18 protein-coding genes and 2 riboswitches are annotated in these 17,090 nt (G+C 60.0%); all 18 genes read left to right on the top strand.

Going from position 1 to position 17,090, the window contains the following annotated elements; translation table 11 throughout:
* Nucleotides 1–77: 77 nt before the first annotated feature.
* The 18 genes from ybeY to WDB86_RS18030 all read left to right on the top strand — a co-directional run bounded on the left by ybeY (nucleotide 78) and on the right by WDB86_RS18030 (nucleotide 16,867).
* Nucleotides 78–578 (top strand): rRNA maturation RNase YbeY, encoded by a 501-nt coding sequence (ybeY, locus tag WDB86_RS18115; protein ID WP_330629249.1) that lies wholly within the window; start codon nucleotides 78–80, stop codon nucleotides 576–578.
* Nucleotides 579–613: 35 nt separating this feature from the next.
* A complete protein-coding gene (locus WDB86_RS18110) occupies nucleotides 614–1,504 on the top strand; it encodes a hemolysin family protein (protein ID WP_330629250.1) in 891 nt (296 codons plus the stop codon).
* Nucleotides 1,505–1,561: 57 nt separating this feature from the next.
* On the top strand, nucleotides 1,562–3,094 hold the full coding sequence (gene lnt / locus WDB86_RS18105; RefSeq protein ID WP_341486001.1) for an apolipoprotein N-acyltransferase: 1,533 nt from the start codon (nucleotides 1,562–1,564) through the stop codon (nucleotides 3,092–3,094).
* 11 nt (nucleotides 3,095–3,105) lie between these two features.
* A riboswitch (SAM-SAH riboswitch) is annotated at nucleotides 3,106–3,155 on the top strand.
* An 8-nt stretch (nucleotides 3,156–3,163) separates the two neighbouring features.
* Nucleotides 3,164–4,330 (top strand): methionine adenosyltransferase, encoded by a 1,167-nt coding sequence (gene metK / locus WDB86_RS18100; protein ID WP_330629252.1) that lies wholly within the window; start codon nucleotides 3,164–3,166, stop codon nucleotides 4,328–4,330.
* Between the two features lie 70 nt (nucleotides 4,331–4,400).
* Entirely contained in the window at nucleotides 4,401–5,558 is a 1,158-nt protein-coding gene (locus tag WDB86_RS18095) for a hypothetical protein (RefSeq protein WP_341486000.1), read from the top strand.
* Nucleotides 5,559–5,562: 4 nt separating this feature from the next.
* Nucleotides 5,563–6,768 (top strand): hypothetical protein, encoded by a 1,206-nt coding sequence (locus WDB86_RS18090; RefSeq protein ID WP_341485999.1) that lies wholly within the window; start codon nucleotides 5,563–5,565, stop codon nucleotides 6,766–6,768.
* A 10-nt stretch (nucleotides 6,769–6,778) separates the two neighbouring features.
* On the top strand, nucleotides 6,779–7,969 hold the full coding sequence (locus tag WDB86_RS18085) for a hypothetical protein (protein WP_341485998.1): 1,191 nt from the start codon (nucleotides 6,779–6,781) through the stop codon (nucleotides 7,967–7,969).
* A 159-nt stretch (nucleotides 7,970–8,128) separates the two neighbouring features.
* Nucleotides 8,129–9,259, top strand: coding sequence for a hypothetical protein (locus tag WDB86_RS18080; RefSeq protein WP_341485997.1), 1,131 nt, complete (start codon nucleotides 8,129–8,131; stop codon nucleotides 9,257–9,259).
* Nucleotides 9,260–9,302: 43 nt separating this feature from the next.
* The gene (locus WDB86_RS18075) at nucleotides 9,303–10,067 is read left to right on the top strand and encodes a tRNA (guanine(46)-N(7))-methyltransferase TrmB (protein ID WP_341485996.1); all 765 of its coding nucleotides are present in this window, start codon (nucleotides 9,303–9,305) and stop codon (nucleotides 10,065–10,067) included.
* Between the two features lie 69 nt (nucleotides 10,068–10,136).
* On the top strand, nucleotides 10,137–11,480 hold the full coding sequence (gene aroA, locus WDB86_RS18070) for a 3-phosphoshikimate 1-carboxyvinyltransferase (protein ID WP_341485995.1): 1,344 nt from the start codon (nucleotides 10,137–10,139) through the stop codon (nucleotides 11,478–11,480).
* Nucleotide 11,481: 1 nt separating this feature from the next.
* Nucleotides 11,482–12,075, top strand: a complete 594-nt coding sequence (locus WDB86_RS18065) for a d(CMP) kinase (RefSeq protein WP_330629262.1) — start codon at nucleotides 11,482–11,484, stop codon at nucleotides 12,073–12,075.
* Between the two features lie 41 nt (nucleotides 12,076–12,116).
* On the top strand, nucleotides 12,117–12,347 hold the full coding sequence (locus tag WDB86_RS18060; RefSeq protein ID WP_341485994.1) for a hypothetical protein: 231 nt from the start codon (nucleotides 12,117–12,119) through the stop codon (nucleotides 12,345–12,347).
* 106 nt (nucleotides 12,348–12,453) lie between these two features.
* Entirely contained in the window at nucleotides 12,454–12,594 is a 141-nt protein-coding gene (locus WDB86_RS18055) for a hypothetical protein (protein WP_406737091.1), read from the top strand.
* A 292-nt stretch (nucleotides 12,595–12,886) separates the two neighbouring features.
* On the top strand, nucleotides 12,887–13,453 hold the full coding sequence (locus WDB86_RS18050) for a glutathione peroxidase (protein ID WP_330629265.1): 567 nt from the start codon (nucleotides 12,887–12,889) through the stop codon (nucleotides 13,451–13,453).
* 173 nt (nucleotides 13,454–13,626) lie between these two features.
* A complete protein-coding gene (rpsA, locus tag WDB86_RS18045; RefSeq protein WP_330629266.1) occupies nucleotides 13,627–15,306 on the top strand; it encodes a 30S ribosomal protein S1 in 1,680 nt (559 codons plus the stop codon).
* 257 nt (nucleotides 15,307–15,563) lie between these two features.
* Nucleotides 15,564–15,854: an integration host factor subunit beta gene (ihfB, locus tag WDB86_RS18040; protein ID WP_330629267.1), complete on the top strand. Its 291-nt coding sequence runs from the start codon at nucleotides 15,564–15,566 to the stop codon at nucleotides 15,852–15,854.
* Nucleotides 15,855–15,856: 2 nt separating this feature from the next.
* On the top strand, nucleotides 15,857–16,219 hold the full coding sequence (locus WDB86_RS18035) for a LapA family protein (protein ID WP_341485993.1): 363 nt from the start codon (nucleotides 15,857–15,859) through the stop codon (nucleotides 16,217–16,219).
* Nucleotides 16,220–16,225: 6 nt separating this feature from the next.
* Nucleotides 16,226–16,867, top strand: a complete 642-nt coding sequence (locus WDB86_RS18030; RefSeq protein WP_341485992.1) for a phosphoribosylanthranilate isomerase — start codon at nucleotides 16,226–16,228, stop codon at nucleotides 16,865–16,867.
* Between the two features lie 74 nt (nucleotides 16,868–16,941).
* A riboswitch (TPP riboswitch) is annotated at nucleotides 16,942–17,062 on the top strand.
* Nucleotides 17,063–17,090 lie beyond the last annotated feature (28 nt).

Here is a 17,090-nt window from a genome sequence, read left to right as displayed (position 1 = left end):
CGGGCCTGAGGACGCATTTTGGTGAGCCACTGCGGAAGCCTCTTGCCGGACAGGGGGGCGCATTGTAGCGAACGGGAATGCAGATCGATATTGATATTGACGATTCCCGCTGGGCGGAGCTCGGGCTTGAGGCGCTTTGTGAAAAGGCGACAGAGGCCGTATGCGCGGCGCTTGGTCTTGAGGCTGACCTTTGCGAGCTGTCGGTGCTGGGCTGCGATGATGCCCGCATCAAGGAGCTGAATGCGGAATTCAGGGCAAAGGACAAGGCCACCAATGTGCTGAGCTGGCCTGCCGAAGAACGGGGGGCCGAAACCGAGGGCGATGTGCCACAGGTGCCGGAGCCCGATATGTTCGGCACGATTGCGCTGGGAGATCTGGCTCTGGCCTATGAAACCTGCATCCGTGAAGCCACAGAGCAGCAGAAATCCGCGCAAGATCACGTTCTTCATCTGATTATTCACGGGTTATTGCATCTTTTGGGCTACGATCACGTGAGGGATGCAGATGCGGTCTTGATGGAAGCGCTGGAAATCCGCATCCTTGAAAAGCAGGGTATCGCAAACCCATATGAATTTTGAGGCCGCCACGCGCGGTGTAATTTTGGAAAGGACGAATGGGACAGGCCGCTGACGGAGCTCTCTCCGCCGAAAGCCCGGTTTCCGAAGAGGAACCGGGAGAAAATTCCGAACCCCGATCGCGGGGTTTTCTTGGACGTTTGTTCGGGGGCTCTGCCGCGGTCGAAGACGCGGTGTATGACGAACCTGCGCAAACACCGCAACACGCCCCGCTTGGCTTGGGCAATCTGCGCCGCATGCGTGTCGGCGATATTGCCATTCCCAAAGTCGAAATCGTGGCCGTTCCGGACGATATCCCGCCCGCAGAACTGGTCGCTGTTTTCCGCGAACATGGTTATTCCCGCCTGCCGGTTTTCCACGAGACATTGGACCAGCCTCTTGGCCTGATCCACCTCAAGGATCTTGCCTTGCAATACGGGTTCAACGACCATCAGCCCGATCATGTGGTGATGCAGGATCTGATGCGCCCGCTGCTTTATGTGCCGCCCTCGATGCCGATCGGGGTGCTTTTGCAGAAGATGCAGGTGCAGCGCATCCATATGGCTCTGGTGATCGACGAATATGGCGGGGTGGACGGCCTTCTTACGCTGGAGGATCTGATCGAACAGGTCATTGGCGAGATCGAGGACGAACATGACGAGGTCGAAGGCGGAATGTGGCGGCAGGAAAAGCCCGGCCAATGGGTCGTGCTGGCCCGTGCGCCGCTCAGCGATTTCGAGGCCGAGATCGGGCATGTGCTGGCCGATCCGGAAGAAGAGCAGGAGATTGACAGTCTGGGGGGGCTGGTCTTCATGCAGATCGGGCGTGTTCCGGCACGGGGCGAAGTGATCGTGGCCGAAAGCGGGGTCGAATTCGAAGTGCTCGATGCCGACCCGCGCCGCATCAAACGCCTGCGTGTGCGCCTGCCCGGAGTGGCTCCGGCAGAGTGAATGTGCTGGATTAAGATCGGCAGGTAAGGTCAGGATTTCTTGCGTATTTTCGGTTTCATGAGATCTCCGGCTCGACCGGTCTGGAACGTGTTGGGTCTGGCCTTTCTGGCCGGTTGTGGCATCGGTCTGGGGCAGGTTCCTGTGAGCCTGTGGCCGGTGGCAATCCTCGCTTTGGGGCTGCTGCTGCGCTTTCTGTCGCGCCAGCGCCCCGCCCATGTCGCTTGGGCCGCCTTCATGGCGGGGGGCGGCCATACCTGTGTGACGATGTACTGGATCACCGAGCCGTTCTTTGTCGAGCCCGAGGTTTTCGGCTGGATGGCCCCTTTCGCGCTGGCGCTGATGGGGGCGGGGTTCGGGGCGTTCTGGGCGGCGGGGGCCGGTCTGGGGGCGCGGCTCGGGCATGGGCCGGTGACACGGGCTTTGGGGATTGCGCTGGGGCTGGGGCTGACCGATGCGATCCGCAGCTACGCGTTCACCGGCTTTCCCTGGGTGCTGTTCGGCCATATCTGGATCGGAACGCCGGTGGCGCAACTGGCCTCTCTGACAGGGCAACTGGGGCTGAGCTGTGTCACCCTGCTGCTGGCGGTCACGCTGTCTTTCCCGGGCCGCTACAGGGCGGGCAAAGGGGGCTTGGGCGCGGGGCTGTGTCTGTGGCTGGGCACGGCGGCGATCTGGGGCTGGGGGCAGGCGCGGCTGGCCACCCCTGTCGACTATCCCGCCCGCCCCGCCGAAATCCGCATTGTCCAACCCAATGCCGAGCAGAAGCTGAAATGGCTGCCACAATATCGCGCCCTGTTCTTCCAGCGCCTGCTGGACCAGTCCTCGGCCCCCGCCAAGACGCCGCTGGATCTGATTGTCTGGCCCGAGACCTCGGTGCCCTTCTTGCTCAACTGGCCCGGCGATGGTCTGGAGATGGTGGCGCAATCGGGCAAGGGGGTGCCGATTGCGCTGGGGATCCAGCGCAGTGACGGGGACCGTTATTACAATTCCCTTGCCGTGCTGGACGGGCAGGCAAGGATCACCGCGCTTTACGACAAGGTGCATCTGGTGCCGTTCGGGGAATATATCCCCTTCGGGGATGCATTGGCGAAGCTGGGGATCAGCGCCTTTGCCGCGCAAGAGGGCAATGGCTATTCGGCAGGGCGCGCCGAAACCGTGCTTGATCTCGGACCGGCAGGGCAGGTGCAACCGCTGATCTGCTACGAGGCGGTGTTCCCGCAGGATATCCGCCATGCGCCCGAACGGCCCGACTGGATCATGCAGATCACCAATGATGCGTGGTTTGGCCAGCTGTCGGGGCCGCGCCAGCATCTGAGTCTGTCCCAGATGCGCGCGATCGAATTCGGGCTGCCGGTGGTGCGCGCGGCCAATACCGGCATTTCGGGGCTGATCGATCCCTATGGGCGCCTGCGGGAGCGTATCGGTATGAACCGCGAGGGGCATCTGGATGTTGCCGTGCCTAAGGCCTTGCCCGTAACGGTTTATGCCCGTCTGGGGGATTGGCCCAGCATCACGGCGATGCTTGTGGCTTTACTTCTCTTAAGGGGTTTTGGGCTAATTATCGTTGACCGGCCCCGCGCAGAGGTCTAGGCAACGGTATCGAACCATCACAACGGCTTCCTGGCGTGGTGGGGATATAACCAACGGAGCACGTCTTTCATGACACGTAAGAACTATATTTTCACCTCCGAGTCGGTCTCCGAAGGCCACCCGGACAAGGTATGTGATCGCATTTCCGACGCCATTCTGGATGCGTTTCTCTCGGAAGAGAAAAACGCGCGGGTCGCTTGCGAAACCTTCGCCACCACCAATCAGGTTGTTGTTGGCGGCGAGGTCGGGCTGACCGACAAAGCCAAACTGGCGCTTTATATGGAAAAGGTTGATGGTCTTGTGCGCGATTGCGTAAAAGACATCGGCTATGAACAAGACGAGTTCCATTGGGCCACTTTGAAGGTCGCCAATTTCCTGCATCCGCAATCGGCGCATATCGCGCAGGGCGTGGATAAGGATGGCGCGGGCGATCAGGGGATCATGTTCGGCCATGCGGTCGACGAGACCCCCGAGCTGATGCCGGCGCCTATCCATTACAGCCACGCGATTCTGCGCCGTCTGGCCGAGGCCCGCAAATCCGGTGCCGAGCCGACCTTGCGGCCCGATGCCAAATCCCAACTCTCGGTGCGCTATGAAAACGGCAAACCGGTCGGGGTGACCTCGATCGTGCTGTCGACGCAGCATGCAAGCGAAAGCCAGAGCTCGGATGATATCCGCGCGATTGTCGAGCCCTATATCCGCGAAGTCCTGCCCGAGGGCTGGATCTCGCCCGAGACCGAATGGTGGGTCAACCCGACCGGCACCTTCGTGATTGGTGGCCCCGACGGGGATGCGGGTCTGACAGGGCGCAAGATCATCGTGGATACCTATGGCGGCGCGGCCCCGCATGGGGGCGGTGCCTTCTCGGGGAAAGACCCGACCAAGGTGGACCGTTCGGCGGCCTATGCCGCGCGCTATCTGGCGAAAAACGTGGTGGCGGCCGGGCTTGCGCGCAAATGCACCATCCAGCTGAGCTATGCGATCGGTGTGGCCAAGCCGCTTTCGGTCTATGTGGACACTTTCGGCACCGGTCAGGTGCCGGACGAGGTGATTGAACAGGCGCTGGTACAATGTATGGACCTGACGCCTTTGGGCATCCGCACCCATCTGGATCTGTGCAAACCGATCTATGCCCGCACGGCAGCCTATGGCCATTTCGGCCGCGCGCCCGAAGCCGATGGCGGTTTCAGCTGGGAAAAAACGGACCTTGTCGAGGCGCTCAAGAAGGCGGTTTGATCTTTGGTCGAAAAAAACGCTAATAAAAACGCGCCTCCAATGTGGGGCGCGTTTTTATTAGGATGATTACATGATCAACGATTTGACCAAGTTGATGGAAGCCAGCCGGTTTTCCCTAGGCGCATTCAAAGGAAACCGTCGAGATGTTTACAAGCAGGAGCTGCGCAAGCTTTTCGCAGATCCTTCGCCCGAAGCCAGAGAGGGCACCTATAACTGTTTCGAGCTGGATCTTTATTACGATTTTCGATCCTACGGCGAAAAGGCGATCAGGCTGCTGTCCGCGATTATCATGACGGACATTATTTGTTTGACCATCTTCAGTCAGGATAAGCTGACCGAGTATCATTCGATGAATGATAAGGCCAAGCCTTGGATGTATGATCATTTTCAGACCCGTTACAAGGAACGGCTGACGCATCTTCTATCCTTGGATCCGGCCCCAGATGAGGAGTGGCTGCTGAACGATTTGTTTGACTGGCCGCAGGTGCCGCAGACCGATCCGCTGGAATTCGCGCCCGAGCGGATCAAACCACTGGCCGAGCAGTTCCTAGCACGGTTCCCCCGCCATGGCGGCGAGGCGCTGAGCTATTTCTTCGACCACCTCCCGCGCGATATCGCGATCGATCTGGTGCTGGATCTCGAGGTCGAGGATGCGGCCCTTGCGTGGCTGCGTCTGGAGCTGGTGGGTTTGGCGCTCTCTTATGAGACTGCGAATGCCGAAGAGGTCGATCTTCCCGGCTATTGGATCGCCTGTCAGTGGGATTTCCCCTATAGTCAATTCTGGCCGCGAACCTCTGGTGGGGCCTGCATTTCCGACGATTATCTCGCGGGGCTTTGGTTCCGAAGCGCGCTGGACATCGGCTTGACGCCTGCGCAAATGATTATGGAGCATATGATCCTCACGCGTAAAGGCACGATCGAATTGGTCAGGCCAGAGAATGCTATGCCCTATGTGGTTCTGCATGACGCGGAGGATTACCGCACCGCGCTAGAGGCCACATTTGCCGCTTATGATCCGGCGCAGCCCATTGAGGCGCGTTATGACCGCGCCTTTGCCGCGATGGATGCCGTGCCGCTTCCTTCGACAGGACAACCCGTAGCCCCGCCTGCCGCCACCGTCTCCAAGGCGCCCCGCCCGGATCGCGGCTCTAAAGGCCTGCTTCCCCTTGTTCTGGTCGCGCTCACCTGTGTGGGTTTGGCCGTGGCGCTTCTCTTTGTGAAATGGTGATCCTATGACGTCTTTCAAAGCTCTTTTAGATGCGAACCGCCATTGTTTCGCGCTACCCGATCCGCATTTCCGCACGGAAACCGAGGCTCTGCTGCGCCAGCTTCTGGATGCGCCCGATCCGGCAGGGGCCGCCATGCGCTATACGTCCTTGGAGCTGGATGTTGCCCGTAACTTCCGGCCCTACAGCCAGAAGGCCGCAGCCCTTCTGGCGGCATTTTTACAGGCGGTGCCCGATTTTGCCTTCCTGTTTCCTCTGGGCCGCCCCGCCGAGGCATTGGTCGGCCCGCATCCGGCCAGTGCGAAAGAGGTCAAAAAGCTCACATCGGTGTTCGAGGATCGCTACCTCAGAATGATGGCCTATGCGCTCTATGAGGACACAGAGGGCGACCTCGACAAGATGCTCGCCAATATGTGCGATTGGCCGGCCCCCGATGATGATTTTTATATTGATGCGTATAAAAATCCCGAATGGCCGCCCGAAGTTGATCGGCTGTGCGAGGAATTCCGTGCCCTGTTTCCCGAGCACGGCGGCGAAGCGCTGGATTACTTTTTAGGTGCGTTGTTTCAAAGCGCAGAAGATCCGGACGGCGCGCCTATCGAGGATTCCGCAACCTCTATGGCGGTTCAGGCGTGGCTCCGGCTGGAACTGGTCGGGCTGGCGGCGCTGTGCGAGGCAATGCGCATCGAAGAGGACGATATTCTGGGCTATTGGCCCGCTGCCTTGTGGGAATATAGCCTGCTGGATGTCTGGGTCGGGCCGGTGCTGCCCAAACCCGATGCGCATGATGCGGTTGTCGCGCTGTGGTACGAGCGCGCCGCCGAGATCGGCATCCGCCCCGCGCGCGAGATTTTCGGCATGGTGAAGACGACGATGCCTTGGCTCTTCGCCCCCGAGGCCCCTTTGGAGCACGGGCAGATGCCTTTGCAGGCCGAGCACGCCGAGGCCTATCGCATAGCCTTCGAGGCCGCCGTTACAGCCTATCGCGGCGCTGACACCCAAGAGGAGGGCCTTGCCAAGGCGCAAGCCGTGCTCAGCAGCCAGCCCCGCCCCGCCCAGACCAGCTACACCCGCGCCGAGGTCCATAAGGTTGCTGCAAAACCGGCCCCTCGTGCCGTACAGCCTGCTGCGGGTGGCATGGGCATGGCGTTCATGCTGGGGTTCGCGGTGCTCTGCCTTGCGGCGGCTGGCGTATTTTTGCTGGCGTTTTAAGGAGATCGAGGTGATCCGGCAAAAACCCTTGGAAGAGGTTCTGGAGCAGAATCGCGCGTATTTCGATCTCTACAGGGACGCTGGATTTGAAAAAGACAGATCTCGTGTCAGTCAGCTTTTCAGTGAAGCGCGACCGACGTATCAAACGGTCGCGCATCCGCAGATAGAGCCCGAGTTCATCGCGCGTATCGCGCCTTTCGGCGCGCGCGGGGTGGATCTTTTGGCCGCTTGTCTACAGGTGCCTGAATTCGCAAGGCTTGTCAGGTTTGGCATTGACCCGAGGGATGATCGCCAATGGTGCAGCGCCGACAAAGAGCTGCGTGCGCTTGCGCCATTTCTGGACCGGATGGTGTCGGCGCTTCAAAGGATGCCTGAGCAGTCGTTGAACGATATGCTCTCTGCGGTGTTTAGCTGGACGCCAGTCGAAATGGTCAAGCCGGACGATACGATGCCGCTCTGGGCCTTGCAACGTGAATTCATCGAGCTTTTCCCTGCAAATGGCGCGCCGCTATTGGGACAGTTCTACCATATGTATCTACAGGGCGGGCAGCAGGAATGTAGTGGCGAACTTCACTGGCGCGCCGAAGTGATTGCCTTTGCGGATTGGTGCCAGAGGATCGAACTCAATCACTATCACTGGCCGTCCCAATGGGTGCTTCAGCAGTGGCGCTTCAAGTTCATTTCGAAATGTGTCGAAACAGAGCTTGGGCCGGTCGAAAGCGGGGAAACTCCCAGCCTGTGGTTTGAACTGGCGGAGAATATCGGTTTCGAAGCGGCGGAACAGGTGCTTCACTATATTAAGGAAGATCGCTCCGACCTTCTTCTCAATAACAAAATGGCCTTCAATACTCCCCTTCGGCTGAAAAGCGGCACTGCACGCCAATATGCTCTTCTTCTAAAACGGGCGGAGCTGGCCTTTGGTCTTGATCCGCAGGTAGAGAGAGGTCTGACGCTTGCGCGGTTGATCATCGGCACGCCGACGGTTGAGGATCTTCAGGCGGCACGGATAGTCCCAGCGGCCAGAAATCCCCAAGCCATGCCGCCGCTCGAAAACCGGGCAGCGAATGATGGCTCGAACCAGACCAGTCTGAAGCCAACCGACTTGCTGATCATCCTGCTTATGCTGGCGGTCGTCTGTGGCACGCTCTACGGAATTGTCGCGATGGTCGCCAAAGTCATTCTGGCCTCGATTATGGCATGAGGATACGCCACCATATTCCTGTTTTACGTATGGCAGGTTTGTGCGTATGGGGCCTTCCCCATGCCCATCGGCTGCCGCGTGTTTATAGCCGCTGCGATATTCGCAAACCTTGGGGGAATGCGTTGTCATCGTGATAACATGCCGTTGAATGGACGCACCATGTCTGAAACGCTCATCGAACTTGCACATGCCAATCGTCCGTATTTCGATGCCCATTTCACCTATCGGCTAGACGCGGATCGTATAATATATCGGGAGAATATATACAGATGGCGCATGGCCTATGCGCATGGTGGCTACCCCGACGATATCGTCGAAATCAGCCAGTCAATCTTGGATACGGACCGCGTTGGCATTGATTTGCTTCTGGCGTGTCTACAGGTGCCGTCTTTCTCCGACGTCTTCCTTTGCCCGTCGGAACTGGCAAGGGGGCGCGTCACAGAGGTCCCCAAAAGGAAGGCCATTGTTGCTATCTATGCCAAAAGGATACGGACCGTTCTCGAAGAAGAACCACGTAGATCGCTGCCGGATATGCTGTGTCAGGTTTTCGGTTGGAAACGGATAAAGCAGCCCTCACCATATCTATGGCAACGCGGCGAGGGGCGCGACTTTCTGAACCAGTTTATGGCACGTTTCCCAGAACGAGGCGCCGAAATTCTGGCTTTTTTTGCGGCGCAGTTCGAGGCGGGGCGTAGCGGAACTGGCATCTCGTATTTACGGTTTCGTGCGGAGCTGGCTGGGCTTTTAGCGTGGTGCGAGAGGATCGACCTGAACCGGATGAACTGGCCTGCGCAATGGGTCATGGCGCAGTGGACACCAGCTTTCAGTGCCTTCGATCTTAAATGCGACATCGGTTCGCCAGAGGCCGAGGAAGCCGCTGATCTGTTGTTTGCTATGGGCGAACGCATAGGCTTTGCGCCTGCCGCCGATATGTTTCGTTTTGTGCAGGCCCATCGGCCGTGGCTGTTTTTCACGGATAGCATGTGTTCAGATGGTCACCCGAAGCTCAAGATGGGCGCTGCACCGGAATATATGCAAACGCTCAGACGGGCAGAGCTGGCCTTCTGCTTGGAGGATGATATCTCGAAGGGGCTTTATCGGGCAGAGTGGGCAGTCACGCAGCCTTCGGGTCTCGATCTACAGGCTTTGCGCGCAAGCACACGCAATAGCCTGCCGTCCCGTTTTCTGGAATGTGTCATGGCGGTTGTCTTCGGTGTGCTCTTCTGCGCCGCGCTCTACGGCATTGTTGCCGCCATCGCCAAGGCCGTGGTCGCAGCGGCTGGCGCATGATGGGCCTTGACCAGAGGGCATGGCATTGGCTATGCGCGCGGGCATGAGCGATGATATCAAAACCCCGGATCACCCCGAACGCGGCTGGCGCAACTTCTATGGTCGCCGCCACGGACCGACGCTGAACAAGGCCCAGAAGGATTATCTGGACGAAGACCTCGAGGCTCTGTCTCCGGGGGCGGTGGATTGGGATGTGAACCCCGAGCGCACGCCCATCGACATGGCCACCCGTTTCAAGGGCAAGCCGGTCTGGCTTGAGGTGGGCTTCGGGGGCGGCGAGCATATGATCCATATGGCCGAGACCTATCCTGAGGTCGAGATCATCGGCTGCGAGCCCTATATCAACGGCGTTGCGATGCTTTTGGGCAAGATCCGGCGGATGGCGGTGCAGAATGTCGCGGTCCATCCCGGCGATGCGCGCGATGTGATGGATATCCTGCCCGCAGGCAGTATCTCGAGAGCCTTCCTTAACTATCCCGATCCGTGGCCCAAGACCCGCCATCACCGCCGCCGCTTCGTGACGCAGGAACATCTGGTGCCTTTGTTCGAGGCGCTGGCCCCCGGGTCCGAATTCCGCATTGCCACCGATATCTGTGACTATGTCCGTCAGGCGGTGCAGGAGGTCCCGAAGGCGGGCTTTATCCCGCAATTCGAGGTGCCCGCGGCTTTTGATTATGACGATCCGCAGGAAGTCTCGGGCGATTGGGACACGCCTTGGGATGACTGGCTGTCGACGCGCTATGAGCAGAAGGCTCTGCGCGAAGGCCGCAAGCCGCATTACCTGACCTATCGCAAGCCCGAGGCATAAGCGCCCAAACCCGTTGCCTGCCGCCCTGTCATGCGCTAGCAGAGGGGCGACAAGACAAGGGAGGTCCATATGTCCGGCCATGGTGATCCGATCCGTATGAGTTCGCAGAAATGCGGGCCGCTTTCTGGTGTGGCCGAGGTGCCCGGTGACAAGTCGATCAGCCATCGCGCGCTGATCCTTGGAGCGTTGTCAGTCGGCGAGACCAAGATCACGGGCCTGCTGGAAGGCGAGGATGTGCTGGATACCGCCAAGGCGATGCGGGCTTTCGGGGCCACCGTGACCCAGCATGGGCCGGGCGAATGGTCGGTGCAGGGCGTGGGGGTTGGCGGCTTTGCCGAGCCCGAGCAGGTGATTGATTGTGGCAACTCGGGCACGGGTGTGCGGCTGATCATGGGCTGCATGGCGACCTCGGATATCACCGCGACCTTCACGGGCGATGGCTCTTTGCGCAAGCGCCCGATGGGCCGTGTGACCGACCCGATCGCCTTGTTCGGGGCCAAGGCCTATGGCCGTCAGGGCGGGCGTCTGCCGATGACGGTGGTGGGGGCGGCCGATCCCGCGCCTGTGACCTACACCACGCCCATGGCCTCGGCGCAGGTGAAATCGGCGGTGCTTCTGGCGGGGTTGAATGCGCCCGGACAGACGGTGGTGATCGAGAAGGTCGCCACCCGTGACCATACCGAACGCATGCTGCGCGGCTTTGGCGCAGAGGTCACCGTTGAAGACACGAACGAGGGCCATAAGATCACCCTGCAAGGCCGCCCCGAGCTGGTCGCCCAAACCGTGGCCGTGCCGCGTGACCCGTCTTCGGCGGCCTTTCCCGTCTGTGCGGCGCTGATCGTACCGGGATCCGATATCACGGTGCCCGGAGTCAGTCAGAACCCGACCCGCAACGGGCTGTTCACCACGCTCAAGGAGATGGGCGGCGATATCGAGTTCCTGAACGAGCGCGAAGAGGGTGGCGAGCCTGTGGCCGATCTGCGTGTGCGTCACTCGGCGCTGCATGGCATCGAGGTGCCGGAAGACCGTGCGGCCTCGATGATCGACGAATATCCGGTGCTCTCGGTCGTGGCCGCCTTTGCGACGGGTAAGACCGTGATGAAGGGCGTGCATGAGCTGCGCGTGAAGGAAAGCGACCGGATCGACGCGATGGCACGCGGGCTTGAGGCCAATGGTATCACGATCGAGGAAGATGAAGACACGCTGATCGTCCACGGCATGGGCCAAGATGGCGTGCCGGGTGGCGGGGTGGCGGCAACCCATCTGGACCACCGGATCGCCATGAGCTTCATGATCCTTGGCTTGGCCGCGCAAAAGCCGGTTTCAGTGGATGATGGCTCGCCGATTGCGACCTCTTTCCCGATCTTCGAGCCGCTTCTCAATGGCCTTGGCGCCAAGATCACGCGGGACTGATATGAGCTTTACCGTCGCCATTGATGGCCCCGCCGCCGCCGGTAAAGGCACGATCTCCAAGGCCGTCTCCGCGCATTTTGGCTTTGCCCATCTGGATACGGGGCTTTTGTACCGTGCCGTGGGCGCGAAAGTGGCCGAGGGGCAGGACCCGTTCCGCGCCGCCGAAGGGCTGGTGCCCGAGGATCTGCAACGTTCGGACCTGCGCACTCTGGGCGCGGGGCAGGCGGCCTCGCGCGTGGCGGCCCTGCCGACGGTGCGGGTGGCTCTGGTCGATTTCCAGCGTCGCTTTGCCGAAAGCCCCGAAGGGGCGGTTCTGGACGGGCGCGACATTGGCACGGTGATCTGCCCGCGCGCGCAGGTGAAGCTGTTTGTGACGGCCTCGCCCGAGGTGCGCGCCCATCGTCGCTGGCTGGAAGTCGGCGGGGATGAGGCGCAGGTGCTGGCCGAGGTCATCGAGCGCGACGAGCGCGACATGAACCGCACGGACGCGCCACTGCGCCCCGCGCCGGACGCGCATCTGCTGGACACCTCCGATCTGAGCATCGAGGACGCCATCGCCCAAGCTATCGCCCTGATCGAGGCCAAGCGCGGTTAGCGTCGGAGGGCCAAGGTTGCAGGCTTTGGCGGGGTTCGTCGATGAAAAATTGTCTTAAATGGCTCGCCAAGGCTGTAGCCGAAAATTTGTTGAACTGGGCGCAGCTGATTGCGGCGGTGGTGCTCGTGCTGGTCTTCGGGCCTGAAGACCCTGATCCTCTGACCTTTTTCTTGGCCATTCTAGGAGTGACGGTCGCGCTGGCTATCCTGACGGGTCTGCTTTGGGGCTTTTGTCGCAAGCTATGGTCAGCCTGTAAGCGCCGAGACAGCTAGGCCGGATTGCCAACAGAGGTCTGTTGCGGCATCATCGGGGCATGCGCCTGATCCTCCTTCTTTGTCTGCGTGCATCGCCCCTTCGTGCCGAGACCCCCGAGGGTTGATGGCCTATCATAGCGATCTGCCGCGCAGCTTTCCGTTGATCGTGAAGACCCCTCCGGAACGGGATGTCTATATCGAGCTGTCCTCCTCTGCCAGCGGCGCGTTTGTGCTGGGTGCGGACCTTTGTCCAGCAACCGGCTGAACCGCTTGATTTCGCGGTCGCGAGGATCTCGTGCAAGGAGGGGTAGGTGCCGGATCTGGCCACCCCCGACAGCCGCCGTCCTGTCGCCATCTGTCAACGCTATCGCCCTACACGAACGCGGTTCAAGGCCGGTCGCCGCCCGCGCCCGCATGCGCCCGATAAGCGGGAAACAGCCGAATGCGACGGAGCATCACATTTGAGGCGTTACAAACGCATCTGCGAGTGAAATAATTTTCACATAGAGGTGAACCATGCGTGAGCTTTTGCGTTAGATGACGAAGGAGATCGGATTATGCGCAAAGTTGTTTACGGCGTTATCGGGCTTTTCATGCTGATCGGCTTCGCTCTCAGTGCTACGGGTGCCGCCGTTTCCGCCAGTTCGCGCAGTCCGATGCCGGATGTGACATTTCAGGGGATCGAAGGGCAGAATTTCCGCCTTGCGGATTGGTCGGACAAGGTCGTGCTGGTGGTGAATACCGCCTCCCGTTGCGGCTATGCGGGCCAGTTCGAGGAGATGCAGGAGCTTCTGGACCGCTATGCCGATCAGGGCTTCACGGTGCTGGCGGTGCCCTCGGATGATTTCCGTCAGGAGCTTCCGACCAATGAGGAGGTGCGCCGCTATTGCGTGATGGCCTTCGGGATCGAGGATATGCCGATGGCGCAGATTACCGCGATCACGGGCACCAAGGCGCATCCTTTCTATGCCTGGCTGCGCGACCGGTATCACTTCGAACCGGACTGGAATTTCAATAAAGTGCTGCTGGGACGCGGTGGCGAGGTGCTGCGCACCTATCGCGCCTCCGATGCGCCGATGTCCGAGGCGATGCGCCGTGATATCGAAACCGCGCTGAAAGGCTAGGGCGGACAGGGCTGCGGGCCGTATTCAGGCTTGCCTGAAAAGGAAAATGCGCTTATATGGGCGCGTCCGAACTGGGGGGCGAGTCTGTCGCGCCCCTTTTTGACTATCCAACGACAAGACCGGTGGAGCCAACCATCAGGCCTGAATAAATCTGTAAAGGAAACTCTAAACGCATGTCGCATAACGCATCCATGGACGAATTCGAAGCGCTTCTTAACGAAAGCCTCGAAATCGACACCCCGAACGAAGGTTCGGTTGTTAAAGGTAAGGTCATCGCAATCGAAGCGGGCCAAGCCATCATCGACGTCGGCTACAAAATGGAAGGCCGCGTTGATCTTAAAGAATTCGCAAACCCGGGCGAAGCTCCGCAGATCGAAGTCGGCGACGAAGTCGAAGTCTTCCTCGATCGCGTTGAAAACGCACGTGGTGAAGCTGTTATCTCGCGCGACAAGGCTCGCCGCGAAGCAGCTTGGGACCGTCTCGAAGCAGCCTACGCAAAAGAGGAGCGCGTCGAAGGCGCAATCTTCGGTCGCGTCAAAGGCGGTTTCACCGTGGATCTGGGCGGCGCGGTTGCGTTCCTTCCGGGCTCTCAGGTCGATGTGCGCCCCGTGCGCGATGCCGGCCCGCTGATGGGTCTGAAGCAGCCCTTCCAAATCCTGAAAATGGACCGTCGCCGTGGCAACATCGTTGTGTCGCGCCGTGCGATCCTCGAAGAGTCGCGTGCTGAACAGCGTGCCGAAGTCATCGCGAACCTCACCGAAGGTCAGGTTGTCGAAGGCGTGGTCAAGAACATCACCGAATACGGTGCCTTCGTTGATCTGGGCGGCGTTGACGGCCTGCTGCACGTCACCGACATGGCATGGCGCCGTGTGAACCACCCGTCCGAGATCCTGACGATCGGCGAGACCGTGAAGGTCCAGGTTGTCAAGATCAACAAAGACACCCACCGCATCTCGCTGGGCATGAAGCAGCTGCAAGCGGATCCGTGGGATTCGGTCGAAGCGAAGTTCCCGCTGGGTTCGGTGCATTCGGGCCGCGTGACCAACATCACCGATTACGGTGCATTCGTCGAGCTGGAAGCAGGCGTCGAAGGTCTGGTTCACGTCTCCGAAATGTCCTGGACCAAGAAAAACGTCCACCCCGGCAAAATCGTTTCGACGAGCCAGGAAGTCGACGTCATGGTTCTGGAAATCGACACCCAGAAGCGCCGCGTTTCGCTTGGCCTCAAGCAAACCATGCGTAACCCGTGGGAAGTCTTCGCAGAGACCCATCCGGTCGGCACCCAGATCGAAGGCGAAGTCAAGAACATCACCGAATTCGGTCTGTTCATCGGCCTCGACAACGACATCGACGGCATGGTTCACCTGTCCGACCTGTCGTGGGAACAGCGCGGCGAAGACGCGATCCAGAACTACCGCAAAGGCGATATGGTTTCGGCCGTTGTCACCGAAGTGGACATCGAGAAAGAGCGTATCTCGCTCTCGATCAAAGCTCTGGACGCAGACACCTTCTCCGACGCAGTTGACGGCGTGAAGCGTGGTTCGGTGATCACCGTGAACGTGACCGCGATCGAAGATGGCGGCATCGAAGTCGAATATAACGGCATGAAATCCTTCATCCGTCGTTCGGACCTCGCACGTGACCGCGCTGACCAGCGCCCCGAGCGTTTCCAAGTTGGCGATCACGTCGATGTGCGCGTGACCAATGTCGACTCGAAAACCCGTCGTCTGGGCGTCTCGATCAAAGCGCGCGAGATCGCAGAAGAGAAAGAAGCCGTGGAACAGTACGGTTCGTCCGATTCGGGCGCATCGCTGGGCGATATCCTCGGCGCAGCTCTGAAGGGCGAGGAGTAATCCTCCTCTCCGGATCTGGTTTCAGATCTTTACCCCGTCCGGTTGTACCGGGCGGGGTTTTTATTTATAAAAGCTTCACATGTGCAGATTTTGCCCAAGGAAAAGGCATTTGGGGAAGGGAAGACAGGTAAATTTTCGCGCGCAAGGCCGCTTGATCGCTAATCAGGTAGTTATTACAGTGCTTTGCTGTTTGTCATGCCGAAAATTCTGCCTATAGTCAGAACAGCACCGCCAATTCTCGCAGGGGGAATTCTTACATGATCCGGTCCGAGCTGATCGCAAAAATTGCCGAAGATAATCCGCATCTCTTCCAACGCGATGTCGAGAAGATCGTGAATACGATTTTCGAGGAGATCATCGAAGCGATGGCCCGTGGAGACCGGGTCGAGCTGCGCGGTTTCGGTGCCTTTTCCGTCAAGAAACGGGATGCACGCACGGGACGGAACCCGCGCACTGGCGATTCCGTTGATGTCAACGAGAAACATGTCCCGTTCTTCAAGACCGGCAAGCTGCTGCGCGACCGTCTGAACGGGGTGGAGGAAGAATAAACATGATCCGCGCCCTGCGTTACGCCATCCTTGCGATCCTTGCGGTCGTTCTTATCGTCATCGCTCTGTCGAACACGCAGATCGTCACGCTGCGCCTGCTGCCGGAAGAAACGGCAGGGGTGCTGGGATTTGGCTGGTCGTTACAGGTGCCGTTGTTTGTGGCGATCATGACGGGCGTTCTGCTGGGGCTCTTGATCGGCTTCGTGTGGGAATGGGCGCGGGAATACCGCATCCGCTCGCGCGGCGCACAAGAGGCCCGTAAGGCCAAGGCGCTGGAGCGTGAGCTGGGGCATCTCAAGCAGCGCCATGAAGGCCCGCAGGATGATGTTCTGGCGGTTCTGGAGCGCGCGCCCTCGGCCCGCTGATCCTCTATGGCCCCCCGCGTCAAAATCTGCGGTCTTAGCAAGCCCGCCCATGTCGAGGCCGTATCCCGGAGTGGTGCGGCCTATGCTGGTTTTGTCTTCTTCCCGAAGTCGCCGCGCCATGTGACGATTGCTCAGGCGCGCGAGCTGGCGCTGATGGTGCCGCTGGGCGTGGCCAAGGTCGCGCTGGTGGTCAATGCAACAGATGCCGAGCTTGATGCCATCACGGCGCAGGTTCCCCTTGATATGCTCCAGCTTCACGGCAAGGAAACGCCCGAGCGTGTGGCCGAGATACGTGCCCGCTATGGTCTGCCGGTGATGAAGGCTCTGGGCGTGGCCGAGCCTTCGGACCTTGAGGCGATCCCCGCCTATGAGGCCGTGGCCGACCAGATCCTTGTGGATGCCAAAGCCCCGAAAGGGGCCGCTTTGCCCGGCGGTAACGGGCTGCCGTTCGACTGGACGCTGATTGCGGGACGCAAATGGTCCAAGCCGTGGATGCTGGCGGGCGGGCTGACCCCCGAGAATGTCGCCTTGGCGATTGCGCGCACAGGGGCCAATCAGCTGGATGTGTCTTCGGGTGTCGAGTCCGCGCCCGGAGTGAAAGAGGCGTCTCTTATCAAAGACTTCGTTGCGGCGGCGGGCGCTGCCTGAGCGGTTTTGGCCAGCCTTGCACAGCGCCAATCTGTGAATAGCCATTGACGGCGCATCTTATTTCGGCAAATCTCCGGCCCTGTCAGGGGAGTCCCGCCTAAGGGACTGAGAGGCTGATTGGAAGCAATTCCGGTGACGCGACCCTTTGAACCTGACCCAGTTGATGCTGGCGTAGGAAGACCGAAGGGCAATTCCGCATTCCATATCCTATGGGCGGTCCTTT

The sequence above is a fragment of the Thioclava sp. GXIMD4215 genome (assembly GCF_045291555.1).
GTDB classification, from domain to species: Bacteria; Pseudomonadota; Alphaproteobacteria; order Rhodobacterales; family Rhodobacteraceae; genus Thioclava; species Thioclava litoralis.
The sequence above is the reverse complement of the archived record's forward strand: the minus strand, read 5'-3'. Positions and strand labels throughout refer to the sequence as shown.

Coding starts and splice junctions, on each gene's coding strand:
- ybeY (WP_330629249.1), top strand. CDS start 78: ATGCAGATCGATATTGATATTGACGATTCCCGCTGGGCGGAGCTCGGG.
- WDB86_RS18110 (WP_330629250.1), top strand. CDS start 614: ATGGGACAGGCCGCTGACGGAGCTCTCTCCGCCGAAAGCCCGGTTTCC.
- lnt (WP_341486001.1), top strand. CDS start 1,562: ATGAGATCTCCGGCTCGACCGGTCTGGAACGTGTTGGGTCTGGCCTTT.
- metK (WP_330629252.1), top strand. CDS start 3,164: ATGACACGTAAGAACTATATTTTCACCTCCGAGTCGGTCTCCGAAGGC.
- WDB86_RS18095 (WP_341486000.1), top strand. CDS start 4,401: ATGATCAACGATTTGACCAAGTTGATGGAAGCCAGCCGGTTTTCCCTA.
- WDB86_RS18090 (WP_341485999.1), top strand. CDS start 5,563: ATGACGTCTTTCAAAGCTCTTTTAGATGCGAACCGCCATTGTTTCGCG.
- WDB86_RS18080 (WP_341485997.1), top strand. CDS start 8,129: ATGTCTGAAACGCTCATCGAACTTGCACATGCCAATCGTCCGTATTTC.
- WDB86_RS18075 (WP_341485996.1), top strand. CDS start 9,303: ATGAGCGATGATATCAAAACCCCGGATCACCCCGAACGCGGCTGGCGC.
- aroA (WP_341485995.1), top strand. CDS start 10,137: ATGTCCGGCCATGGTGATCCGATCCGTATGAGTTCGCAGAAATGCGGG.
- WDB86_RS18065 (WP_330629262.1), top strand. CDS start 11,482: ATGAGCTTTACCGTCGCCATTGATGGCCCCGCCGCCGCCGGTAAAGGC.
- WDB86_RS18060 (WP_341485994.1), top strand. CDS start 12,117: ATGAAAAATTGTCTTAAATGGCTCGCCAAGGCTGTAGCCGAAAATTTG.
- WDB86_RS18055 (WP_406737091.1), top strand. CDS start 12,454: ATGGCCTATCATAGCGATCTGCCGCGCAGCTTTCCGTTGATCGTGAAG.
- WDB86_RS18050 (WP_330629265.1), top strand. CDS start 12,887: ATGCGCAAAGTTGTTTACGGCGTTATCGGGCTTTTCATGCTGATCGGC.
- rpsA (WP_330629266.1), top strand. CDS start 13,627: ATGTCGCATAACGCATCCATGGACGAATTCGAAGCGCTTCTTAACGAA.
- ihfB (WP_330629267.1), top strand. CDS start 15,564: ATGATCCGGTCCGAGCTGATCGCAAAAATTGCCGAAGATAATCCGCAT.
- WDB86_RS18035 (WP_341485993.1), top strand. CDS start 15,857: ATGATCCGCGCCCTGCGTTACGCCATCCTTGCGATCCTTGCGGTCGTT.
- WDB86_RS18030 (WP_341485992.1), top strand. CDS start 16,226: ATGGCCCCCCGCGTCAAAATCTGCGGTCTTAGCAAGCCCGCCCATGTC.